General features: G+C 70.2%; 18 protein-coding genes. 10 read left to right on the top strand and 8 right to left on the bottom strand.

Features of this window, described 5'->3' with window-relative positions; all coding sequences use genetic code 11:
• The first annotated feature begins 26 nt into the window (after positions 1-26).
• The gene (gene valS, locus CLT74_RS26175) at positions 27-2,591 is read left to right on the top strand and encodes a valine--tRNA ligase (RefSeq protein ID WP_099849815.1); all 2,565 of its coding nucleotides are present in this window, start codon (positions 27-29) and stop codon (positions 2,589-2,591) included.
• A gap of 101 nt (positions 2,592-2,692) precedes the next feature.
• On the opposite strand, the gene CLT74_RS26170 is transcribed toward valS, so the two are convergent.
• The 4 genes from CLT74_RS26170 to CLT74_RS26155 are packed head-to-tail and all read right to left on the bottom strand — an operon-like array spanning position 2,693 to position 6,138.
• The gene (locus CLT74_RS26170) at positions 2,693-3,403 is read right to left on the bottom strand and encodes an ABC transporter permease (protein WP_099849813.1); all 711 of its coding nucleotides are present in this window, start codon (positions 3,401-3,403) and stop codon (positions 2,693-2,695) included.
• Positions 3,403-4,353 carry an ABC transporter ATP-binding protein gene (locus tag CLT74_RS26165; RefSeq protein WP_099849811.1) on the bottom strand — a complete coding sequence of 317 codons (951 nt, stop codon included), beginning with the start codon at positions 4,351-4,353 and terminating at the stop codon, positions 3,403-3,405. The genes CLT74_RS26170 and CLT74_RS26165 overlap by 1 nt, the downstream gene beginning before the upstream one ends.
• Entirely contained in the window at positions 4,350-5,231 is an 882-nt protein-coding gene (locus tag CLT74_RS26160) for an ABC transporter permease (RefSeq protein WP_099849809.1), read from the bottom strand. Before CLT74_RS26160 ends, CLT74_RS26165 begins: the two co-directional genes overlap by 4 nt.
• Positions 5,224-6,138: an ABC transporter ATP-binding protein gene (locus CLT74_RS26155; protein WP_099849807.1), complete on the bottom strand. Its 915-nt coding sequence runs from the start codon at positions 6,136-6,138 to the stop codon at positions 5,224-5,226. Before CLT74_RS26155 ends, CLT74_RS26160 begins: the two co-directional genes overlap by 8 nt.
• A 192-nt stretch (positions 6,139-6,330) precedes the next feature.
• Here CLT74_RS26155 and CLT74_RS26150 point away from each other — a divergent pair, with 192 nt between their 5' ends.
• From CLT74_RS26150 to galT, 4 genes are all read left to right on the top strand, one after another.
• Positions 6,331-6,909 (top strand): DM13 domain-containing protein, encoded by a 579-nt coding sequence (locus CLT74_RS26150; RefSeq protein ID WP_099849805.1) that lies wholly within the window; start codon positions 6,331-6,333, stop codon positions 6,907-6,909.
• A 210-nt stretch (positions 6,910-7,119) separates the two neighbouring features.
• Positions 7,120-8,649 carry an adenylyl-sulfate kinase gene (gene cysC / locus CLT74_RS26145; protein ID WP_099849803.1) on the top strand — a complete coding sequence of 510 codons (1,530 nt, stop codon included), beginning with the start codon at positions 7,120-7,122 and terminating at the stop codon, positions 8,647-8,649.
• Between the two features lie 93 nt (positions 8,650-8,742).
• A complete protein-coding gene (locus tag CLT74_RS26140) occupies positions 8,743-9,531 on the top strand; it encodes a DeoR/GlpR family DNA-binding transcription regulator (protein WP_099849801.1) in 789 nt (262 codons plus the stop codon).
• Positions 9,528-10,604, top strand: coding sequence for a galactose-1-phosphate uridylyltransferase (gene galT, locus CLT74_RS26135; RefSeq protein ID WP_099849799.1), 1,077 nt, complete (start codon positions 9,528-9,530; stop codon positions 10,602-10,604). Before CLT74_RS26140 ends, galT begins: the two co-directional genes overlap by 4 nt.
• A 330-nt stretch (positions 10,605-10,934) precedes the next feature.
• Here the strand turns inward: galT and CLT74_RS26130 are convergent, their stop codons facing one another.
• Positions 10,935-12,152, bottom strand: coding sequence for an NADP-dependent isocitrate dehydrogenase (locus CLT74_RS26130; protein WP_099849797.1), 1,218 nt, complete (start codon positions 12,150-12,152; stop codon positions 10,935-10,937).
• A gap of 181 nt (positions 12,153-12,333) precedes the next feature.
• Positions 12,334-12,732, bottom strand: coding sequence for a VOC family protein (locus CLT74_RS26125; protein ID WP_099852955.1), 399 nt, complete (start codon positions 12,730-12,732; stop codon positions 12,334-12,336).
• Positions 12,733-12,813: 81 nt separating this feature from the next.
• On the opposite strand from CLT74_RS26125, the gene CLT74_RS26120 reads away from it, so the two are divergent.
• The gene (locus tag CLT74_RS26120) at positions 12,814-13,590 is read left to right on the top strand and encodes a TetR/AcrR family transcriptional regulator C-terminal domain-containing protein (protein ID WP_099849795.1); all 777 of its coding nucleotides are present in this window, start codon (positions 12,814-12,816) and stop codon (positions 13,588-13,590) included.
• Positions 13,591-13,654: 64 nt separating this feature from the next.
• Here CLT74_RS26120 and CLT74_RS26115 read toward each other — a convergent pair whose 3' ends face one another.
• Together CLT74_RS26115 and CLT74_RS26110 are read right to left on the bottom strand one after the other, a co-directional pair.
• Positions 13,655-14,605, bottom strand: a complete 951-nt coding sequence (locus CLT74_RS26115; protein WP_099849793.1) for a malate dehydrogenase — start codon at positions 14,603-14,605, stop codon at positions 13,655-13,657.
• Between the two features lie 127 nt (positions 14,606-14,732).
• Entirely contained in the window at positions 14,733-15,593 is an 861-nt protein-coding gene (locus CLT74_RS26110) for a bifunctional methylenetetrahydrofolate dehydrogenase/methenyltetrahydrofolate cyclohydrolase (RefSeq protein WP_099849792.1), read from the bottom strand.
• A 469-nt stretch (positions 15,594-16,062) separates the two neighbouring features.
• Between CLT74_RS26110 and CLT74_RS26105 the strand changes: the two genes are divergently transcribed.
• From CLT74_RS26105 to CLT74_RS26095, 4 genes are all read left to right on the top strand, one after another.
• The gene (locus CLT74_RS26105) at positions 16,063-17,667 is read left to right on the top strand and encodes an ABC transporter substrate-binding protein (protein ID WP_099849790.1); all 1,605 of its coding nucleotides are present in this window, start codon (positions 16,063-16,065) and stop codon (positions 17,665-17,667) included.
• 81 nt (positions 17,668-17,748) lie between these two features.
• The gene (locus CLT74_RS26100; RefSeq protein ID WP_099849789.1) at positions 17,749-18,687 is read left to right on the top strand and encodes an ABC transporter permease; all 939 of its coding nucleotides are present in this window, start codon (positions 17,749-17,751) and stop codon (positions 18,685-18,687) included.
• Complete coding sequence (locus CLT74_RS31565) at positions 18,680-18,802, top strand: hypothetical protein (protein ID WP_486582576.1); 123 nt, start codon at positions 18,680-18,682, stop codon at positions 18,800-18,802. Before CLT74_RS26100 ends, CLT74_RS31565 begins: the two co-directional genes overlap by 8 nt.
• Positions 18,799-19,755 carry an ABC transporter permease gene (locus CLT74_RS26095; RefSeq protein WP_099849787.1) on the top strand — a complete coding sequence of 319 codons (957 nt, stop codon included), beginning with the start codon at positions 18,799-18,801 and terminating at the stop codon, positions 19,753-19,755. Before CLT74_RS31565 ends, CLT74_RS26095 begins: the two co-directional genes overlap by 4 nt.
• The last annotated feature ends 110 nt before the right edge of the window (positions 19,756-19,865 follow it).

The raw sequence follows: 19,865 nt of genomic DNA, 5'->3' as shown, positions 1-19,865 counted from the left end.
CCGGTACGGGTGCCTAGGATCGGCGAATGACTGATACGGCGAGGACGGCCCGTACCGGTGTCCCCGAGCGCCCGAACCTGGACGGGCTTGAGGAGACCTGGTCGCGCCGCTGGCAGGAGGAGGGCACGTACGCGTTCGACCGCACGAAGGAGCGGTCGGACGTATACGCGATCGACACCCCGCCGCCGACCGTATCGGGCGAGCTGCACATGGGCCACGTCTTCTCGTACACGCACACCGACCTGGTCGCCCGGTTCCAGCGGATGCGCGGCCGGACGGTCTTCTACCCGATCGGCTGGGACGACAACGGACTGCCCACCGAGCGTCGGGTGCAGAACGTCTACGGGGTGCGGTGCGACCCGTCGCTGCCGTACGACCCGGACTGGGAGTCGCCGACCGGTCCGGTGGACGACGCCGCCCGGAAGAACCCGACCCCGATCTCCCGACGCAACTTCATCGAGCTGTGCGAGCGGTTGACGCTCGCCGACGAGCAGGTCTTCGAGGCGTTGTGGCGGCGGCTCGGCCTGTCGGTGGACTGGTCGTTGGTGTACACCACCATCGGGCCGGTGGCCCGGGCCACCTCCCAGCGGGCGTTCCTGCGCAACCTGGCCCGGGGTGAGGCGTACCAGGCCGAGGCGCCGACGTTGTGGGACGTCGGGTTCGCCACCGCCGTGGCGCAGGCCGAGCTGGAGGACCGGGAACGCCCCGGCGCTTACCACAGGCTGCGTTTCCACGCGCCCGACGGACGCGAGGTCCTTATCGACACCACCCGACCGGAGCTGCTGCCGGCGTGTGTCGCGCTGGTCTGCCATCCCGACGACGAGCGGTACGCCGACCTGGTCGGCACGACCGTGCGTACCCCCGTGTTCGGGGTCGAGGTGCCGGTGCGCGCGCACCCGCTGGCGGACCCGGCCAAGGGCACCGGCGTCGCGATGGTCTGCACCTTCGGTGACCTGACCGATGTGACCTGGTGGCGGGAACTGGCCCTGGACACCCGGGTGGTGATCGGCCGGGACGGCCGGCTGCTGCCGGAGCCACCGGCGGGGGTGCCCGCACGGCCGTACGCGGCGCTGGCCGGGCAGACCGTGAACGCTGCCCGGCGGACCGTGGTGGAGCAGCTGACCGAGGCGGGTGAGCTGGTCGGTGAGCCGCGCCCGATCACCCATCCGGTGAAGTTCTACGAGCGGGGCGACCGGCCTCTGGAGATCGTCTCGACCCGGCAGTGGTATCTGCGCAACGGTGGCCGCGACGCCGACCTGCGGGCCGAACTGCTGGCCCGGGGGCGGGAGCTGCGCTGGGTGCCGGAGCACATGCGGCACCGCTACGAGCACTGGGTGGGCGGCCTGACCGGCGACTGGCTGGTCAGCCGGCAACGCTACTTCGGGGTGCCGGTGCCGGTGTGGTACCGACTCGACGACGCTGGCGAGCCGGACTGGAGCCAGCCTCTCACGCCCGAAGAGTCCACGCTGCCGATCGACCCGTCCGAGGACGCTCCACCGGGATACGACGAGTCGCAGCGCGGTGTGCCGGGCGGTTTCATCGGCGACCCGGACGTGCTGGACACGTGGGCCACCTCGTCGCTGACCCCGCAGATCGTCGGCGGCTGGGAACGCGACCCGGACCTGTACCGCCGGGTCTTCCCGATGGACCTGCGCCCGCAGGGGCACGACATCATCCGCACCTGGCTGTTCGCCACAGTGGTCCGGGCGCATCTGGAGCACGGCACGCTGCCCTGGCGGACGGCGGAGCTGTCCGGTTGGATCCTCGACCCGGACCGCAAGAAGATGTCGAAGTCCAAGGGCAACGTGGTCACCCCGATGGCGCTGTTGGAGCAGCACGGCTCGGACTCGGCGCGGTACTGGGCGGCAAGTGGCAAGCCCGGCACCGACCTGGCCTTCGACCCGGCCCAGATCCGGGTCGGCCGACGGTTGGCCACCAAGCTGCTCAACGCGTCGAAGTTCGCGCTCGGGCTGGGCGCCGCCGACGCGCTGCGCGCACCGGCGACCGAGCCACTGGACCGGTCCATGCTCGCCGAACTGTCCGAGGTGGTGACGGCCGCGACAACGGCGTTCGAGGGGTACGACCACACGGCGGCGCTCCAGGCCACCGAGTCGTTCTTCTGGCGGTTCTGTGACGACTACATCGAGTTGGTGAAGGAGCGCGCCTACGGCAGCGGGGCCGGGGCCGACTCGGCCCGGGCGGCGTTGGCGACCGCACTGTCGGTGCAGTTGCGGCTGTTCGCCCCGGTGCTGCCGTACGCCACCGAGGAGGTCTGGTCGTGGTGGCGGTACGGCTCGGTGCACCGCGCGCCGTGGCCGACCACGTACGAGGTGGGCCGGGCCATCCAGGGCGACGGTGATCCACACCTGCTGCGCCTCGCCGGTGACGCACTGGGTCAGGTCCGCCGGGCCAAGTCGGAACGGAAGCTGTCGATGAAGGCGGAGGTGCCACTGGCCGAGGCGCTCGGTCCGGCCGCCCTGCTCGACCAGCTCACACTTGTCATCGACGACCTGCGCGCCGCCGGCCGCATCAACAAGCTCGACCTGCTGCCCGACCGCACCCCCGAACTGGTCATCGCCTGCGCCTTCTGAGGATGCCGCGCACCATCGGGAAAGTGCTGCCTCAACAGCCGCCAGCCAGGGAGGCAGCACTTTCCCCGAAAGTCCTGCCTCCCGACGCCCGCCCAGGCGGGTCAGCTGGTTTCGCCGGCTACCGAGAAGGAGCGTAGGCGGTCGATGGAGAGGAACGTGGCCGCGACGATGATCAGCGCGGTCATCACCGCCGCCACCGGTACGGAGACCGTGGTGTTGAGCAGCTCGGTCGGGGCGAGCCGGTCGGCCAGGGCGATCACGTAGTGCTGGATCGACAGCACCCGGGTGCCGGTGACCACGTTGCTGAGCAGCCCCTCCCAGATCAGCACGTAGACCAGGCCGAGCAGCACCGGCCGCCGGGTGAGCAGGCTGGCCGCCACGAACAGCGCCGAGTAGGCGAGCGCGCCGACCGACGCGGCCACGGCGAGCGCCACGCCGAGGCGTACCGAATCGGCAAGCAGGCCCGCCGCGAACAGTGGGACCGCGACGCTTACCGCTGTGACTCCGGCCGCGACGGCGAGCTTCGGCAGCACGATCTGCCAGCGTGGCAGCGGCGTGGTGAGCACGTGCACCACAGTGCCGTCGTCGATCTCGGCCCCGAGCACCCCGGTGCCGACGATCAGGGCGACCACCGGCAGCACCACGGCCAACCCGAGGCCGACAAGCACCGGCGGCCCCCAGTCGGCGGGTTCGACCCCGAGCCCCCGGGACAGGACGGCCAGCCCCACCAGCAGGACGGGCAGCGGAAGCAGCAGCAGGAACCGGCGACGCCCGAACAGGCCACGCGCGGTGATCCAGGTGACAGTGGACATCAGGCCTCCACCAGATAGGAGAAGACGCTCTCCAGGGATTCGTCCTCGGGTACCAGTTGCCGTACCCGCACGCCACGGGCCAGAGCGATCTTCGGCAGGGCCCGGGTGAAGGCGCCGTAATCACCGGCACGGACGGTCAGGCCGTCGCGCCCCAGCTCGACCCCGGTGACGGACACCTCGGCCATCAGCGCCACGGCCAGCGCCCGGTCGTCGGTGGACCGGACGGCGAAGACGTGCGGCCGGTTGGTCATCAGCCGGCGGATGGTCCGGAAGTCGCCGGAGGCGGCGAGCCGGCCGGCGACCATCACCTGGACGGTGCCGGAGACCTGCTCGACCTCCTCCAGGATGTGCGAGCTGAACAGGATCGTCCGCCCCGCGTCGCCGAGGGAGTGCAGCAGCTCCATCATGTGCAGCCGCTGGCGTGGGTCCATGCCGTTGAACGGCTCGTCGAGCAGCAGCACCTGCGGGTCGTGCACGAGCGCCGCCGCCACCCGGGTGCGCTGCCGCATGCCCTTGGAGTACGTGCCGATGCGGCGGTCCTGCGCGTCGGCCATCTCCACCAGGTCGATGGCCCGCCGGGCCGCCGCCTGCGGATCCGGCAGCTTGTGGAGCTTGGCGGTGGCCAGCACGAACTCGTACGCGGTGAGGTAGCTGTGCACCGCCTCCCGCTCACTGACCAGGCCGAGCCGGCGGTAGACCTCCGGGTTGCGCCAGGTGGGCCGGCCGTCCAGGGTGACCTGCCCCCGGGACGGGGTGAGGAAGCCGGCCATCATGTGCAGCAGGGTCGTCTTGCCCGCGCCGTTGGGGCCGAGCAGCCCGGTCACCCCGGGCCCGAGGCTCATGCTCACGTTGTTCACCGCGACCACGTTGCCGTACCAGCGGGAGACCCCGGCGAGGTCGAGGGTGCTGGCGGTGATGGCCGCCGGTGGGGCGGTGTTCGTCGTGGTCATCGTGCGGCCACCTTCTTGTAGCGGGCCAACAGCAGGGCGACGCAGCCCGCCACGAGCGCGACGGCGACAAGCGCGTACACCGGACCGAAGGCCCCGAGGTCGAGGTCGGCGCTGTTGTCTTCGGTGACCAGCAGGTCGCGCATCGTCCAGAGGCCGACGCCCTGCACCAGGGTGGGCGGCGAGGCGATGCCGGCCAGCTGGTTCGCCGTCTGCGAGGGCAGGACCGACAGGATGCCGACGATGGGCGTGGTCATCAGGAACACGGCGACGATCCCGCCGGCGGCGAAGGCGCGCTTGCCGGTCATCGAGGCGATCAGCAGACCGACCGAGGCGAACACCACAGCCCACAGCCCGGCGTAGAGCAGCCCGGGCAGCAGGTCGAGCAGTTCGTCCCAGACCGCCCCCATGCCGTCGGCGGTGAAGGCACCGCCGAGGAACATCAGTAGTTGCGGCGCGCCGAGCAGCAGGAAGAGCGCGGTGACCAGAGCGAGCAGCTTGGCCAGCGGGTAGTCGGCGTGTGGCAGGGGCCGGGAGAAGTACAGCGGCAGGACCCCGCTGCGCAGGTCGCGGGAGACCAGCTCGGGTGCGGCCACCGCGACGAAGAAGATGACAAGCCAGCTCATCGCGTCGGCGAACTGGGCGTACGTCATGATCACTTCGCCGATCTGGCTGCGGATCGCGGTCACCGCGGCGGCGACCAGCAGCACGATGCCGACCACCAGCCAGGGGAAGATCTTGGCCTTGGCGCTGCGGCCCAGCCCGAAGGCGGTCCGCACACCGTGCAGGTACAGCGCCCCGAAGACGTGCCGGCGGCCGAGCCGGGGGCCGGTGTAGCGCTGGTAGCCGATGTCGTGGATGACGCCGGTCGGCTCAGGCATGGCTGTTCTCCCTCCGGGCGAAGAGTTCGGCCACCCGGTGCCGGCGCTGGTCCAGCCGGTGCAGCGGCAGGTCCAGCTCGGCCACCGCACCGAGGATCAGGTCGTAGGTGCCCTGGTCGGCCAGCGGCACCAGCAGCAGCCGACCCTCGCGACCCACCGGCAGGTCGAGCGCGGCGAGCCGGGCGGCAAGCATCTCGGTGCCCTCACTCACCTCGACCGCGAGCACGTCGGTGGCCGAGGTCATGGCGGCGATGTGGTCGGCCCGCAACAGCCGTCCGCCCTCGATGGCGACCAGGGTGTCGCAGATCCGCTCGACCTCGCCGAGCAGGTGCGAGCAGACAAGTACGGAGATGCCGAACTCGGTGCCGATCCGCTGCACCAGGGCGAGCATCGCGTCCCGACCGGCCGGGTCGAGGCCGTTCGTGGGCTCGTCCAGCAGCAGCAGGTCGGGATCGTGCACCAGCGCCTGGGCGAGCTTGACCCGCTGCTTCATGCCCGTGGAGTAGCCGCCCACCGGGCGGTGCCGCTCCTCGTGCAGGCCCACGTGGCGCAGCGCCTCGGAGGCCCGTTCCCGGGCCACGGTGCGCGGTAGGCCGCTGATCCGCCCCAGATGGGTGACCAGTTCAGCGGCGGAGAGGTCGGGCGGCAGGCAGTCGTGCTCCGGCATGTAGCCGACCCGGGCCCGCACGGCCGCCGTGTCGGCGGTCGGGTCCAGCCCCAGCACCTGTATCCGGCCGCTAGTGGGAGTGAGCAGGCCGAGCAGCAGCTTGATCAAGGTCGACTTGCCGGCGCCGTTGGCGCCGACCAGGCCGACGATCCCTGGTTCCACCGCGACCGTCAGATCGGACAGTGCGGTGACCCCGCCGCCGTAGACCTTCGTCAACGACTCGGTTGCGATCAGTGTCACGCCGTCAGCCTAGAGCCGTCGGACAATGCGCCGCGCTCCGGAAGCAACCCCCGTTTCCCCTGATACCGGCACACCCGCTCCCCCTAGGGAGATCGACCACGCCGCCGGTATGCCGCCGCCGGGCAATCGGTTCGAATATCGTAAGGATTGCCTGGCTGACACGACGCGATCGGGCGCGACAGACTGAACAACATGATCAGCCGCTTGTTACGCGCCCCGTTGACGTGGATCGCGATCACCGTACTGGCCGCCGGCTCGGCCTTCGGCCTGTACTGGTTCCAGCCCTGGAAGCTGCTGACCGACGCCGAGGTGGCCGAGCGACTGAGCACGGTCGCCACACCTGCCAGCTCGGCGGCGTCGGCCAGCCCGGCCGCGCCCGCCAGTTCCGCGCCGGCTTCCCCGGCGGCCACCGAGCCGGCCACCGCGACCCTGGTCAGCTCCGGTGACTTCATCAGTCACGAGCACGACACCTCCGGCAGCGCGCGGATCGTGCGTACCGCCGACGGGCGGCACCGGCTGGAGCTGGTCGGACTGAACACCTCGAACGGTCCGGACCTGCGGGTCTGGCTGACCGACCAGCCGGTCGTCGAGGGCCGGGCCGGGTGGCACGTGTTCGACGACGGCCGCTGGGTCGAGCTGGGACGACTCAAGGGCAATCTCGGCGACCAGGGTTACGAGATCCCGGACGAGGTCGAGTTGACGAACCTGACAAGCGTCTCCATCTGGTGCAAGCGCTTCGCCGTCTCCTTCGGTGCGGCCGCGCTGGGCTGATCGGGCCGAGCGCGTACGACGTGCGGGGACACCGGTCGCAGCGGCCGGCGACCGGGTGCCGCCAGCCCTGTTGCCGGCCGCTGCGGGCAGCCGGTTCGCGGTGGCCGGGCGGCCCCGCCGGCACCGGTGACCCGGTGAGCGTGGTGGCGCTCTCGACCGATCGGCGACCGGCTGCGAAACTGTGTGCCGGTCGCCGGAGTTGGGGGTCTGATGAGCAACGGGTGGGTGCTGCCCGACGAGGTGCTGCGGGAGGCACCGGCGTACACGCCGCGTCCCGGTGAACTCGCGGATCTCGAACTGCTGCTGATCGGTGCGTACGCGCCGCTGGCCGGCTTCATGACCCGGGCCGACCTGGTCTCGGTCAGCCGCCGGGGCCGGCTCGTCGACGGTGCTCCCTGGCCGGTCGCCGTCACCCTCCAGGTGCCCACGACGCTTGTGCAGCAACTCGACCTCGCCGACGCGGACCGCCGGACGCTTGTCCTCACCGACAGTGAGGGCGCGCCGATGGCCGCCCTGGAGGTGGCCGACGCCTGGACGATCCGCGACGGGGTGGCCGGGGTCGGTGGCACGGTGCGCCGGCTGGGCGACGGCGGACACGGTCCGTTCCAGCGGCTGCGGCGCACGCCCGAGGAGATTCGTGGGCTGCTGCCGCCCGGCCGGGTGCTCGGGGTGGTCGCCGACCGCCCGCTGCACCGGCCGCAACTGGCCCAGATCGCGCACGCCGTACGCACCCTGAGCGCGCACCTGCTGATCATGATTCCGGTGGGCGAGGACGGCACCGGCGGGCTGCCGCCGGAGGCGCTGGTGCGCAGCGTGTTCGCCGCCCGGGACCGGATGCCACCGGCGACCCTGGTCGCCGTGCCGTTCTCCCGACGACGCGACGAGATCAGCGACGCGCTGCTGCTGGCCCGGGTCTCCGCCGCGTACGGCGTCACCCACCTGCTCTCCACCGGAGAGATGCTCTCCGGTGCCGGGCTGCGGGTGCTGGTGCCCCGCGAGCTGGCCTACGACAACCGGGACGGCCAGTGGCGCTGGCGCGACGACATCCCACCCCGCAACCGGCGGCTCGCGCTGAGCCAGGCGGAGATCGAGGACCTGCTGGACCGGGGTTTCCCGCTGCCCGAGTGGCACACTCCGCCGGCCGTGGCGAAGGAGCTGAGCCGGGCCCGGCCGCCCCGACGGCATCGCGGCCTGGTGGTGTTCTTCACCGGGCTCTCCGGCTCCGGCAAGTCGACGGTCGCCCGGGGGCTCGCCGACGCGTTGCGTGAGGAGGGCGAGCGCACCGTCACCCTGCTCGACGGTGACGTGGTGCGTCGCGAACTGACCGCCGGGCTGGGTTTCAGCAAGGCTGACCGGGACACGAACGTGCGCCGGATCGGGTGGGTCGCCGCCGAGATCGCCCGGCACCACGGGATCAGCATCTGCTGCCCGATCGCCCCGTACGCCCAGGCCCGGGCGACCGCCCGGGAGATGGCGGCGGCGGCGGGCGCCGGGTTCGTGCTGGTGCACGTCGCAACTCCGTTGGAGGTCTGTGAGCGACGTGACCGCAAGGGCCTGTACGCCCGGGCCCGGGCGGGACTGCTCACCGGGATGACAGGCATCGACGACCCGTACGAGGAGCCGACCGACGCGGACCTGGTGCTGGACACCACCGAGCTGACCGTCGAGGAGGCGGTGCAGCGGGTGCTGCACCAGCTCACCGAGACCGGTTGGGTGGAGCCCCGCCTGCCCGCGCTCTGATCCCGCTACCGCACCCCTTCCGGCGATGACGCCGAACACTAGTGTTTGATTCTGTTCAGTGATGTTTGTTCACGTGAGGTCTGGAAGGGACCGATGCTCGCGCAGCAACGCCATGCGGCGATCCTCGACCGGGTCCGGGTGACCGGCGGCGCACGCGTCGGCGAGTTGGCCGCCGAGTTCGGTGTCTCCGACATGACCATCCGCCGCGACCTGGACCTGCTGCACGAACGCGGCCTGCTCGCCAAGGTGCACGGCGGCGCCACCGTCGCCGGGGCCACCGACGAGCCGGGATTCCAGGCGAAGTCGGTGCGCCAGCAGGCCGAGAAGGCGGCCATCGCGGCGCGTGCCGCGCAGTTGGTCAGGCCGGGGGCCGCGATCGCGCTCTCCGCCGGCACCACCACCGCCGAACTGGCCCGGCACCTGGTCGACGTGCCGGCCCTGACCGTGGTGACCAACTCGCTGCCGGTGGCCGACATCCTGCACGAGCGGGGCCGCGCCGACCAGACGGTGGTGCTGACCGGCGGGGTACGCACCCCCTCCGACGCCCTGGTCGGGCCACTGACCGTCGACGCGGTCCGCACCCTGCACCTGGATCTGCTCTTCCTCGGCGTGCACGGGATAACCGAACGGACCGGTTTCACCACCCCGAACCTGACCGAGGCGGAGACGAACCGGGCGCTTGTCGCGGCGGCGGACCGGTTGGTGGTGCTCGCCGACCACACCAAGTGGGGCACCGTGGGCATCTCCGCCATCGCCGACCTGGGCTCGGCCGACGTGCTGGTCACCGACGACCGGTTGCCGCCGGAGGCCCGACGACTGCTCACCGACCGGGTCGGCGAGCTGATCGTCGTACCGGTCCTGCGAGGCGGGAGACCACGATGAAACGTACGGCGATCAGCCTGGCCGACGGCCGTGAACTGATCTATTTCGACGAGCGCGACGACGCGGTCCGGGATCAGCCGGACCGGCGCCCGTTGCCACCTCCCCCACCCGCCTCCCAGCTGCGCCACGACCCGCTCACCGACGAGTGGGTGGCACTGGCGGTGCACCGGCAGACGCGCACCTTTCTGCCGCCGGCCGACCAGTGCCCGCTCTGCCCCTCGACGGCGGACCGGCTCAGCGAGATCCCGGCACCGGAGTACGCGGTCGCGGTCTTCGAGAACCGGTTCCCGGCGCTGAGCGAGCGGGTGGTGGCGGAGCCGGCCGCGATCACCCCGTTCACCGCGGCCCGACCGGGACAGGGGCGCTGCGAGGTGGTCTGCTTCACGGACGACCACGACGCCTCGTTCGCCGGGCTACCGCCGAGCCGGGTGCGTACCGTGCTGGACGCGCTGGCCGACCGGACCACGGCGCTCGGCGAACTGCCCGGTGTCGAGCAGGTGTTCTGCTTCGAGAACCGGGGCGTGGAGATCGGCGTGACGCTGCATCACCCGCACGGGCAGATCTACGCGTACCCGTTCGTCACCCCACGCACCCGCGCGCTGCTGGGCGCGGCCCGCCGGCACGCCGAGCGCACCGGCGGTGGCAACCTCTACGCCGACGTGCTGGCCGCCGAACGCGCCGCCGGCGAGCGGGTGGTGGCGACCAACCAGCACTGGACGGCGTACGTGCCGGCGGCCGCCCGGTGGCCGTTCGAGGTGCACCTCGCACCGCACCGGGTGGTGCCCGACATCCCGGCGTTGACCGACCCGGAACGCGACGCGTTCGGTCCGCTCTACCTGGACCTGCTGCGCCGCTTCGACGGGTTGTTCGACTCGCCCATGCCCTACATCGCCGCCTGGCACCAGGCGCCGGTACGCGTCGAGCGCGAGCTGGGCCATCTGCATCTGCAACTGTTCAGCGTCCGGCGGGCGGCGGACAAGTTGAAGTACCTGGCCGGTTCGGAGTCGGCGATGGGGGTCTTCATCAACGACATCGCCCCGGAACGCGCTGCCGAGTTGCTGCGCGCGGTGTGACGGGCGGTCCACCTCGGTCGCCGCACCGGGCGGAGCCCACAGCGGCCCTGCGGACAACAGGGCGCGGGGGGCCCGGGACAGGGCCCCCCGCAGGGAAGGGACGGCTGGCTGTACTCGACAGCCGGGAAGGCTGGCTGCTGGGCACGCGTGTCGCGCGGTGGCGACGGTCAACCTTCCTGGACGGGACTGGCATCTCGTCCACCCAGGTCAACGAGGCGCGCCGGACGAAGTGACGACGGCTGGCGCGTCCTTCACGACACGCCGCGGATCCGCGTACCCGGAAACACCGAGCCCGCCGGCGCTCGGGCCGGCGGGCTCGGTGAATGATTCTCAGGCAGCGAGCCGGCGCGCCAGGTTCTCGTCGAGCGTGTTCATGAACTCCTCGGTGGTCTGCCACGGGGCGTCCCGCGAGATGAGCAGCGCGAGGTCCTTGGTCATCTGACCGCCCTCGACGGTGTCGACGATGACCTGCTCCAGCGTGTTGGCGAACTCGCTGACCGCCGGGGTGCCGTCCAGCTTGCCCCGGTGGGCCAGGCCCCGGGTCCAGGCGTAGATCGAGGCGATCGGGTTGGTCGAGGTCTTCTCGCCCTTCTGCCACTGCCGGTAGTGCCGGGTGACGGTGCCGTGGGCGGCCTCGGCCTCGACGGTGCGACCGTCCGGGGAGAGCAGGACCGAGGTCATCAGGCCGAGCGAGCCGAAGCCCTGCGCGACGGTGTCGGACTGCACGTCACCGTCGTAGTTCTTGCAGGCCCAGACGTAGCCGCCCTCCCACTTGAGCGCGGCGGCGACCATGTCGTCGATGAGCCGGTGCTCGTAGGTGAGGCCGGCGGCGTCGAACTCGGCCTTGAACTCGTTCTCGAACACCTCGGCGAAGATGTCCTTGAAGCGGCCGTCGTACGCCTTGAGGATGGTGTTCTTGGTGGACATGTAGACCGGGTAGTTGCGGTCCAGGCCGTAGCGGAACGAGGCCCGGGCGAAGTCCCGGATCGACTCGTCGTAGTTGTACATGCCCATCGCGATGCCGCCGCCGGGGAAGTTGGCGACCTCCATCTCGACCGGCGCCGAGCCGTCGGCGGGGGTGTAGGTGATGGTCACCGTACCCGGGCCGGGGACCACGAAGTCGGTGGCCTTGTACTGGTCACCATGGGCGTGCCGGCCGATGATGATCGGCTTGGTCCAGCCGGGGACCAGCCGCGGCACGTTGGACATGATGATCGGCTCGCGGAAGACGACGCCGCCGAGGATGTTGCGGATGGTGCCGTTCGGCGACCGCCACATCTTCTTCAGCCCGAACTCCTCCACCCGCGCCTCGTCCGGGGTGATGGTGGCGCACTTGACGCCGACGCCGTGCTCCTTGATGGCGTTTGCGGCGTCGACGGTGACCTGGTCGTCGGTGGCGTCGCGGTGCTGGATCGAGAGGTCGTAGTAGTGCAGGTCGACGTCGAGGTAGGGCAGGATCAGCTGCTCCCGGATCTGCTTCCAGATGATCCGGGTCATCTCGTCGCCGTCGAGCTCCACGACCGGGTTGTTTACCTTGATCTTCGCCATCGGCCGGCGCTCCTCTCAGGGGACATGCTCAAGCAGTACGAGCGTACTGGATCGGCTCGGACAGGAACGCCGCGCCCACCGGTCGGCCCGTGCCCGGCAGGTCGAGGCACGGACGCGCGCTGGGCTCGGCGGAGCAATACCCCGCCGGGCCCAGCGCACACCAACGCGTCGACCGCCCGGATCAGCCGGCGGCCTCCGGGTCGTGCACCCACTGCACGAGTTGGAGGATCACCCCGTTGGGGTCGGCGACCTGGAAGAAGCGCTCGCCCCATGGCTCGGTCTGGATCGGGGTGGTGATCGACACACCGGCCTCGATGAGTCGGGCGTACTCGGCATCGATGTCGTCCACCACGAAGGCGACGAGCACACCCTCGGCCCGCTGCGACCGCAGGCTCTCCGGCTGGAGGCTGGCCAACCCGGTACGCAGGAAGATCAGGTTGACGCCGGCCCCTTCGTGGGCCAGTGAGACGAAGCCGTCGGCCGACATCTGCTCGTGGAATCCGAAGTGCTGCTTGACGAACTCGGCCGAGGCCGCCACGTCCTCGACGTTCAGCGAAATCGCCGCTGCGGTGATGTGCACACGCACCCCCTGTGAGTGACAGTAACTTCGTACATTGTACAGCGTACTGCGTACGGCGTTTGGACCTGCGAAGATCGGGGGGTGCCCGATCACCGCACCGGAGGCGGCGACCCCGCTCACACCCTGCGCCTGCTCTGGCGGCAGCCCGACGACGCCCCTCGTCGTGGCCCCCGCCAGGGCCGCTCCCTCGACGACATCCTGACCGCCGCGATCGCCCTGGCGGACGCCGAAGGGTTGGCGTCGGTGACCATGCGGGCCCTCGCTCAGGCCGTCGACGTGGCACCGATGACCCTCTACACGTACGTTCCGGGCAAGGCCGAACTGCTCGATCTGATGCTGGACGCGATCTACGCGGGGATGCCGAGGCCGGACCGCTCCGGGGCACCGTGGCGGACGCGGGTGGCGGCAGTGGCGGCGGACAACCGGAACCTCTTCACCACCCACCCGTGGGCGGCCGAGGTCGCCACCGGGCGGCCACCGCTCGGGCCGGGCCAGATGGCGAAGTACGAGTACGAACTGCGCGCCTTCGACGACACCGGCCTGGACGACGTGACCCGGGACGCCGCGTTGACCTACGTCCTCGACTTCGTCCGGGCCGCCGCCCGATCGGCGACCGAGGCACGCTCCGCCCAGCAGGAGAGCGCCTGGACGGACGAACAGTGGTGGACGGCGAACGCCCCCCTGCTGACTCAGGTTCTCGATGACCGACGCTTTCCGACAGCCGTCCGGGTCGGCGCAGCGGCCGGAGCCGCCCAGAACGCCGCATACCACCCCGACCGGGCGTACGAATTCGGGCTGGCCCGGGTGCTCGACGGGCTGGGCGTGCTGATCGACGCCGGCCCCGGTGTGGACGACTGATCCCCGTGCCGCAACGCCGAGCGCCCCACGACATCGCGTCGTGGGGCGCTCGGCAAAGAGTCGATCACATGCTGGCGACGTCAGCCTGCTTGGCCCGGACGGCCTCGGCGGCCTCCTGGAGTGCGGCCAACTCGTCCGCGTCGAGGTCGGTCTCCACCACGCGCTTGACGCCCTGGGCACCGATTTCGGCCTCCACACCCAGGTAGACACCGGAGATGCCGTACTCGCCGTCGACCCAGGCACAGACCGGCATGACCTCGCCGGAGTCCTCCGCGACAGCCTTCGCCATCCGGGCCGCCGCCGCCGACGGGGCGTAGTACGCCGACCCCGTCTTCAGCAGCGCCACCACCTCGGCGCCACCGTTGCGGGTCCGCACGACCAGGTCCTCGATCTGCTCGGCCGGCATGACCTCGCGCAGCGGCTTCCCGTCGACGGTGCTCTTCGACGGAACCGGAACCATGGTGTCGCCGTGCGAGCCGAGGGTGAGGGTGCGTACCGACTTCACCGGCACGTCCAACGCCTCCGCCACGAAGTTGGTGAACCGGGCGGTGTCCAGCATGCCGGCCTGGCCGAGGACCCGGTTACGCGGGAACTGGGTCGCGATCTGGGCCAGCGCGGTCATCTCGTCGAGCGGGTTGGAGACCACGATGACGACGGCGTTCGGGGCGTACTTGGCCACGTTCTCGGCGACCTGACGCACGATCTTGGCGTTGGTCTCCAGCAGGTCCATCCGGCTCATCCCGGGCTTGCGGGGCAGGCCGGCGGTGATGACCACCACGTCCGAGCCCTCGATGCCCTCGTAGCCCTCACCGTTCGGACCGGTCGTGACGCCGACGACAGTGGTCTCGAAGCCCTCCACAGCACGCGACTGGTTGAGGTCGAGGGCGATGCCCGCGGGCTTTCCCTCGATGATGTCGGTGATCACGACGGTGTCGAAGACGTCGTACTCGGCCAGGCGCTGCGCGGTGGTAGAGCCGTAGAACCCGGCCCCGACGACAGTGACCTTCTTACCCATGGTCGTCCCACTCCCTGATACCAGTCGGTTTTCCGGACCGTATCAGCCATCCTGGCACCGAGCGGGCCAGGGGCGGACGGTTATGAGCACTCCGGGGTTTTCGTACCCGCGACGGACGTTGCCCGCCTCAGCCGCGTTCGGCCCGCTCCACGACGTTCGTGAGCAGCATGGCGCGGGTCATCGGCCCGACCCCGCCGGGCATCGGCACCAGCTTGCCGGCCACCTCGGCCACCTGCGGGTCCACGTCGCCGGTGTAGCGCCCCTTGCCATCCTGGCCGATCACCCGGGTGATGCCCACGTCGACCACCACGGCGCCCGGGGTGACCATGTCCGGGGTGAGCAGGCCGGGCACCCCCGCCGCCACGATGACGATGTCGGCGGCGCGGGTGTGTGTGGTCAGGTCGAGGGTGCCGGTGTGGCAGAGGGTGACTGTGGCGTTCTCGCTACGCCGCGTCAGCAGCAGGCCCAGCGGACGTCCGACGGTGTTGCCCCGACCCACCACCGCCACGTTGGCCCCGCGCAACGGCACGTCGTGCCGACGGAGCAACTCCACGATGCCGCGCGGGGTGCAGGGCAGCGGCGCGTCGTAGCCGAGCACCAGCCGACCCAGGTTCACCGGGTGCAGACCGTCGGCGTCCTTGTCCGGGTCGATCAGCTCCAGCACCCGCTGGGTGTCCAGGTGCGCCGGCAACGGCAACTGGACGATGTAGCCGTGGCAGGCCGGATCGGCGTTCAGCTCGGCCAGGATCCCGTCGACCTGCTCCTGGCTGGCGTCGGCCGGCAGCTCGCGGCGGATCGAGGCGATGCCGACCTCGGCGCAGTCCCGGTGCTTGCCGTTGACGTACGCCTGGGAGCCCGGATCGGACCCGACGAGCACCGTGCCGAGCCCCGGCACGATGCCCCGTTCCGCAAGCGCCTTGACCCGCGCCCGCAGCTCGTCCTTGATCTCCGCCGCGGTCGCCTTGCCGTCCAGAAGCGTCGCCGTCACGAGCAGATCGTCTCACGCCCGTCGCCACCGACTCCCTCGACCTCGGCGACCCGACCGGCCGGCCCAGCGGGCGGTGCGGGTGGTTGGTGAAGGGATGGGTGGTGCGACTACTTTACGTGACGTGGCATTCATCACTTAGCGTGATGACTTGTGTGGCACCGCACAACGATTCCGGACTGCGGGGCACGAAGGGGCACAATCCGACGATCATGCTGAGGCGCCATCAGGCCGCCCCAATCCGCCTCCGACACTGTCGAGCAATGCCAAATCACCGCACTCCAGGGCCGGTAAGTGCCGATTCGTGTAGCACGGGCCCACGAGCCCGACAAGGCCGGGGGTGGCGTTCTGTTACCCCTTCGCAACCACTACGTTGCCGAGTCGCGGCATACGACCTACCGTTGCCGATCGTTGCGCAGCGTCACCCAATGCCGGGCCCGACTGCGCAGCGTAATGGAGATGAGGAGGCTAGATGCGTGTTCGTAGGCTTGCCGCCTGGACCGCCCTCCCGCTCGCGGTGACCCTGGGCCTGGTGGCCTGCGGCTCGGGCGGCGACGGCGGATCCGGCGAGAGCGACCCCAACGCGGCAGTGCGGATCGAGATCGCCGAGCCGCAGCACCTGGTGCCGACAAACACCAACGAGACGAGCGGTTCCCAGGTGCTCGCCGCCCTGTTCAGCCCGCTTGTCGACTACGACGAGGCCCACAAGCCGTACGAGGTGGCCGCCGAGTCGATCACGTCCGAGGACAACACCACCTGGACGGTCAAGCTCAAGGACGGCTACACCTTCCACAACGGCGAGAAGGTCACCGCCGACAACTACATCGACGCCTGGAACTACGGCGCGTACGCGCCGAACGGGCAGAACTCCAGCTACTTCTTCGAGAAGATCGCCGGCTACGACGACCTGCAGGGCGAGAGCCCGAAGGCCGAGACGCTCAGCGGGCTGAAGAAGGTCGACGACCTGACCTTCACCGTCACGCTGGCGCAGCCGTACAGCGAGTTCAAGGCGATGCTCGGCTACACCGCCTTCTACCCGCTGCCGGAGGCCGCGTTCTCCGCGCCCGGCGAGCTGGCCGAGGGCTACGAGCAGGCACCGATCGGCCAGGGCCCGTTCAAGATGAAGGGAACCTGGCAGCACGACGCCAAGGTCGAAGTCGAGCGGTACGACGCCTTCGCCGGCGAGCAGCCGAAGGTGGCTGGCGTCGAGTTCCGGATCTACCAGCAGCTGACCGCCGCGTACGCGGACGTGCTGTCGGACAACCTCGACGTGATCAAGACCGTGCCGACGGAGAACCTCTCCACCGCCGGCACCGACCTGGGCGACCGGTTCCTGCAGAGCCCGGCGTCGTCGCTGCACTTCCTGGCGTTCCCCACCTTCCAGGAGGAGTTCAGCAACCCGGACGTGCGCAAGGCCATCTCGATGGCGATCGACCGGGACGAGATCACCCGGTCAATCTTCAAGGACTCGCAGCAGCCGGCCCGCTCGTTCGTCTCCCCGGCCGTCGCCGGCTACCGGGAGAACACCGTCGGCGCGGCTGGCGAGTTCGACCCGGCCAAGGCCAAGACGCTCTACCAGGCTGCGGGCGGCCCGTCGAAGATCACCCTGTCCTACAACGGCGACGGTGGCCACAAGGACTGGATCGACGCCACCTGCAACCAGCTCAAGGCCAACCTGGGCGTGGACTGCGTCGGCAGCGCCGAGCCCAAGTTCGCCGACCTGCTGACCAAGGTCAAGGCCAAGCAGCCGGTGGGTCTGTTCCGGATGGGCTGGATCATGGACTACCCGTCCATGGAGAACTACCTGGGCCCGCTGTACAGCACCAACGGCTCGTCGAACTACTACGGCTACAGCAACCCGGACTTCGACCGCCTGCTCGCCGAGGGCGCCAGCGCCCCCAGCGAGGAGGAGGCGATCAAGAAGTACCAGGAGGCCGAGGATCTGCTGGCCGAGGACCTGCCGGTGGTACCGCTGCGGTTCGGCCAGAACAACTTCGGTCACTCGACAAAGGTCAAGAACGTTGAGATGGACCTCTTCGACCGGATCGACCTGATCAAGATCGAAGCCATCAAGTAACACCCACGCCGGCGGGTCGGGTCATCGCGAGGTGACCCGACCCGCCACGCGGTTCGTACCTTTTCAGAGAGACTGCCAAGTATGTTCCGCTTCATCGTGCGGCGTCTGCTCCAGATGGTCCTGGCGTTCTTCGGGACCACGCTTATCGTCTACGCCCTGATGTTCGCCGGTCAGGGTGACCCGATCCAGGCCCTCGCCGGTGAACGCCCGGTCACCGCCGCACAGCGGGCCTACCTCACGGAGAAGTACCACCTGGACGCCACAGGCGTCGGTGGCTTCTTCTACAGGTACTTCGACTACATCTCCAACCTGCTCCGGGGCGACCTGGGTGAGTCGCTCACCGGACGGTCGATCGGCGACATCCTCGCCGCCGCCTGGCCCGTCACGATCAGGCTGGCCCTGATCGCCATCGCGGTAGCGGTCATCTTCGGCGTCACCGCGGGCGTGCTCGCCGGCATCCGGCGGGCCAGCATCTTCGACAACGCCACCCTGCTGCTGACCCTGCTGGTGCTCGGTATTCCGACGATCGTGCTCGCCCCGCTCGCGCAGTACTTCCTGGGCGTCAAGTGGCAGCTCTTCCCGCCCACCGCCGGCGCCGACCCGGACTTCTTCGCGCTGCTGCTGCCGGGCATCGTGCTCGGCTCACTCTCCCTGGCCACCGCGCTGCGGCTGACCCGTACCTCGGTCGCCGAGAACCTGCGTGCCGACTACGTACGCACCGCCCGGTCGAAGGGCCTGCCGAACCGGCGGGTGGTGAGCGTGCACGTGCTGCGCAACTCGCTCATCCCGGTGATCACGTTCCTCGGCGTCGAGGTCGGCAACCTGATGAGCGGCGCGATCATCACCGAGGGCGTGTTCAACATCCCCGGCGTCGGCTTCAACCTCTTCCGCGCCATCCGCACCGAGGACGGCCCACTGGTGGTGGGGATAGTCAGCGTGCTCGTCGTGGTCTACCTGGTCTCCAACCTGGTGGTGGACATCCTGTACGCCGTCCTGGACCCGAGGATCCGCTATGAGTGAGCACACCCTCAGCAGGTCGATCATGAAGTTGTTGCCCCGCCACGCCGCAGAGGCTGGCAACAACTTCATGGTCAACGCACGTGGTGGGGTCGAGCGCAGCGAGGTGCCGGCATGAGTGATTTTGAGACGGTGGCGGCGTCGGAGAACCAGGCCGCGCGGCGCGGGCCGTCCGGGGAACCCGGTACGCCGAACCAGGTGGGCCAGCCCCGCAAGCCGCGCAGTCTGGCCGGCGACGCCTGGCGCGACCTGCGCCGAAAGCCGATCTTCTGGATCAGCCTGATCCTGGTGCTGCTGGTGACCGCGATGGCCGCCGTGCCGGGCCTGTTCACCAGCAACGACCCCACCGACTGCGTACTGTCCCGGCAGCACGCGGCACCCTCGGGCGGCGCCATCTTCGGCTACGACTTCCAGGGCTGTGACACCTACGCCCGGGCGGTCTACGGCGCCCGCGCCTCGCTGCTGGTGGGCGCGCTCTCGGCCCTGTTCACCGGGCTGATCGCGCTGGTCGTGGGGATGCTCGCCGGTTACTTCGGCGGCTGGGTCGACGCGGTGCTCTCCCGGGTGGTGGACATCGTGCTCGGCATCCCGCTGCTGCTGGCCGCGATCGTGCTGCTGAAGCGGGTCGCCACGGACAGCGCCACGGTGCGACTCGCCTCGGTGATCTTCGTACTGGCGGTGCTCGGCTGGACGACAGCCGCCCGGGTCGTCCGCTCCTCGGTGATCACCGCCCGGGAGCAGGACTACGTGGCGGCGGCCCGGATGCTTGGGGCCGGCAACGGCCGGATCATGTGGCGGCACATCCTGCCGAACGCGCTGGCCCCGGCCATCGTGGTGCTGACAATCGCGCTCGGCTCGTTCATCGCCGCCGAGGCGACGCTGTCCTTCCTCGGCATCGGGCTGCGGGAACCGACGATCTCCTGGGGCATCGAGATCAACAACGGTCGGGTGCACATGCGGGAGTCGGCGACCCCGCTGGTGGTCCCGTCGACCTTCCTGGCGCTCACCGTGCTGGCCTTCATCATGCTCGGCGACGCGATCCGCGACGCCTTCGACCCGAAGCTCCGGTGAGGTGCTCATGCGAGCGCGAGGAGTGAGCGCAGCGAGCCCCGCAGTCGCGAGCGAAACACAGACACCGCGAGCGCGAGGAGTAAGCCCAGCGAGCCCCGCAGTCGCGAGCG

The sequence above is a fragment of the Verrucosispora sp. CNZ293 genome, assembly GCF_002754655.1.
This window is presented reverse-complemented; position numbering and strand designations above follow the sequence as displayed.

What these genes read in the sequence shown, in the direction of transcription:
- CLT74_RS26105 (WP_099849790.1), top strand. Translation starts at nt 16,063, where the DNA reads ATGCGTGTTCGTAGGCTTGCCGCCTGGACCGCCCTCCCGCTCGCGGTG.
- CLT74_RS26160 (WP_099849809.1), bottom strand. Translation starts at nt 5,231, where the DNA reads ATGCCTGAGCCGACCGGCGTCATCCACGACATCGGCTACCAGCGCTAC.
- galT (WP_099849799.1), top strand. Translation starts at nt 9,528, where the DNA reads ATGAAACGTACGGCGATCAGCCTGGCCGACGGCCGTGAACTGATCTAT.
- CLT74_RS26150 (WP_099849805.1), top strand. Translation starts at nt 6,331, where the DNA reads ATGATCAGCCGCTTGTTACGCGCCCCGTTGACGTGGATCGCGATCACC.
- CLT74_RS31565 (WP_486582576.1), top strand. Translation starts at nt 18,680, where the DNA reads ATGAGTGAGCACACCCTCAGCAGGTCGATCATGAAGTTGTTGCCCCGC.
- CLT74_RS26170 (WP_099849813.1), bottom strand. Translation starts at nt 3,403, where the DNA reads ATGTCCACTGTCACCTGGATCACCGCGCGTGGCCTGTTCGGGCGTCGC.
- CLT74_RS26140 (WP_099849801.1), top strand. Translation starts at nt 8,743, where the DNA reads ATGCTCGCGCAGCAACGCCATGCGGCGATCCTCGACCGGGTCCGGGTG.
- CLT74_RS26100 (WP_099849789.1), top strand. Translation starts at nt 17,749, where the DNA reads ATGTTCCGCTTCATCGTGCGGCGTCTGCTCCAGATGGTCCTGGCGTTC.
- CLT74_RS26095 (WP_099849787.1), top strand. Translation starts at nt 18,799, where the DNA reads ATGAGTGATTTTGAGACGGTGGCGGCGTCGGAGAACCAGGCCGCGCGG.
- CLT74_RS26115 (WP_099849793.1), bottom strand. Translation starts at nt 14,605, where the DNA reads ATGGGTAAGAAGGTCACTGTCGTCGGGGCCGGGTTCTACGGCTCTACC.
- valS (WP_099849815.1), top strand. Translation starts at nt 27, where the DNA reads ATGACTGATACGGCGAGGACGGCCCGTACCGGTGTCCCCGAGCGCCCG.
- cysC (WP_099849803.1), top strand. Translation starts at nt 7,120, where the DNA reads ATGAGCAACGGGTGGGTGCTGCCCGACGAGGTGCTGCGGGAGGCACCG.
- CLT74_RS26165 (WP_099849811.1), bottom strand. Translation starts at nt 4,353, where the DNA reads ATGACCACGACGAACACCGCCCCACCGGCGGCCATCACCGCCAGCACC.
- CLT74_RS26130 (WP_099849797.1), bottom strand. Translation starts at nt 12,152, where the DNA reads ATGGCGAAGATCAAGGTAAACAACCCGGTCGTGGAGCTCGACGGCGAC.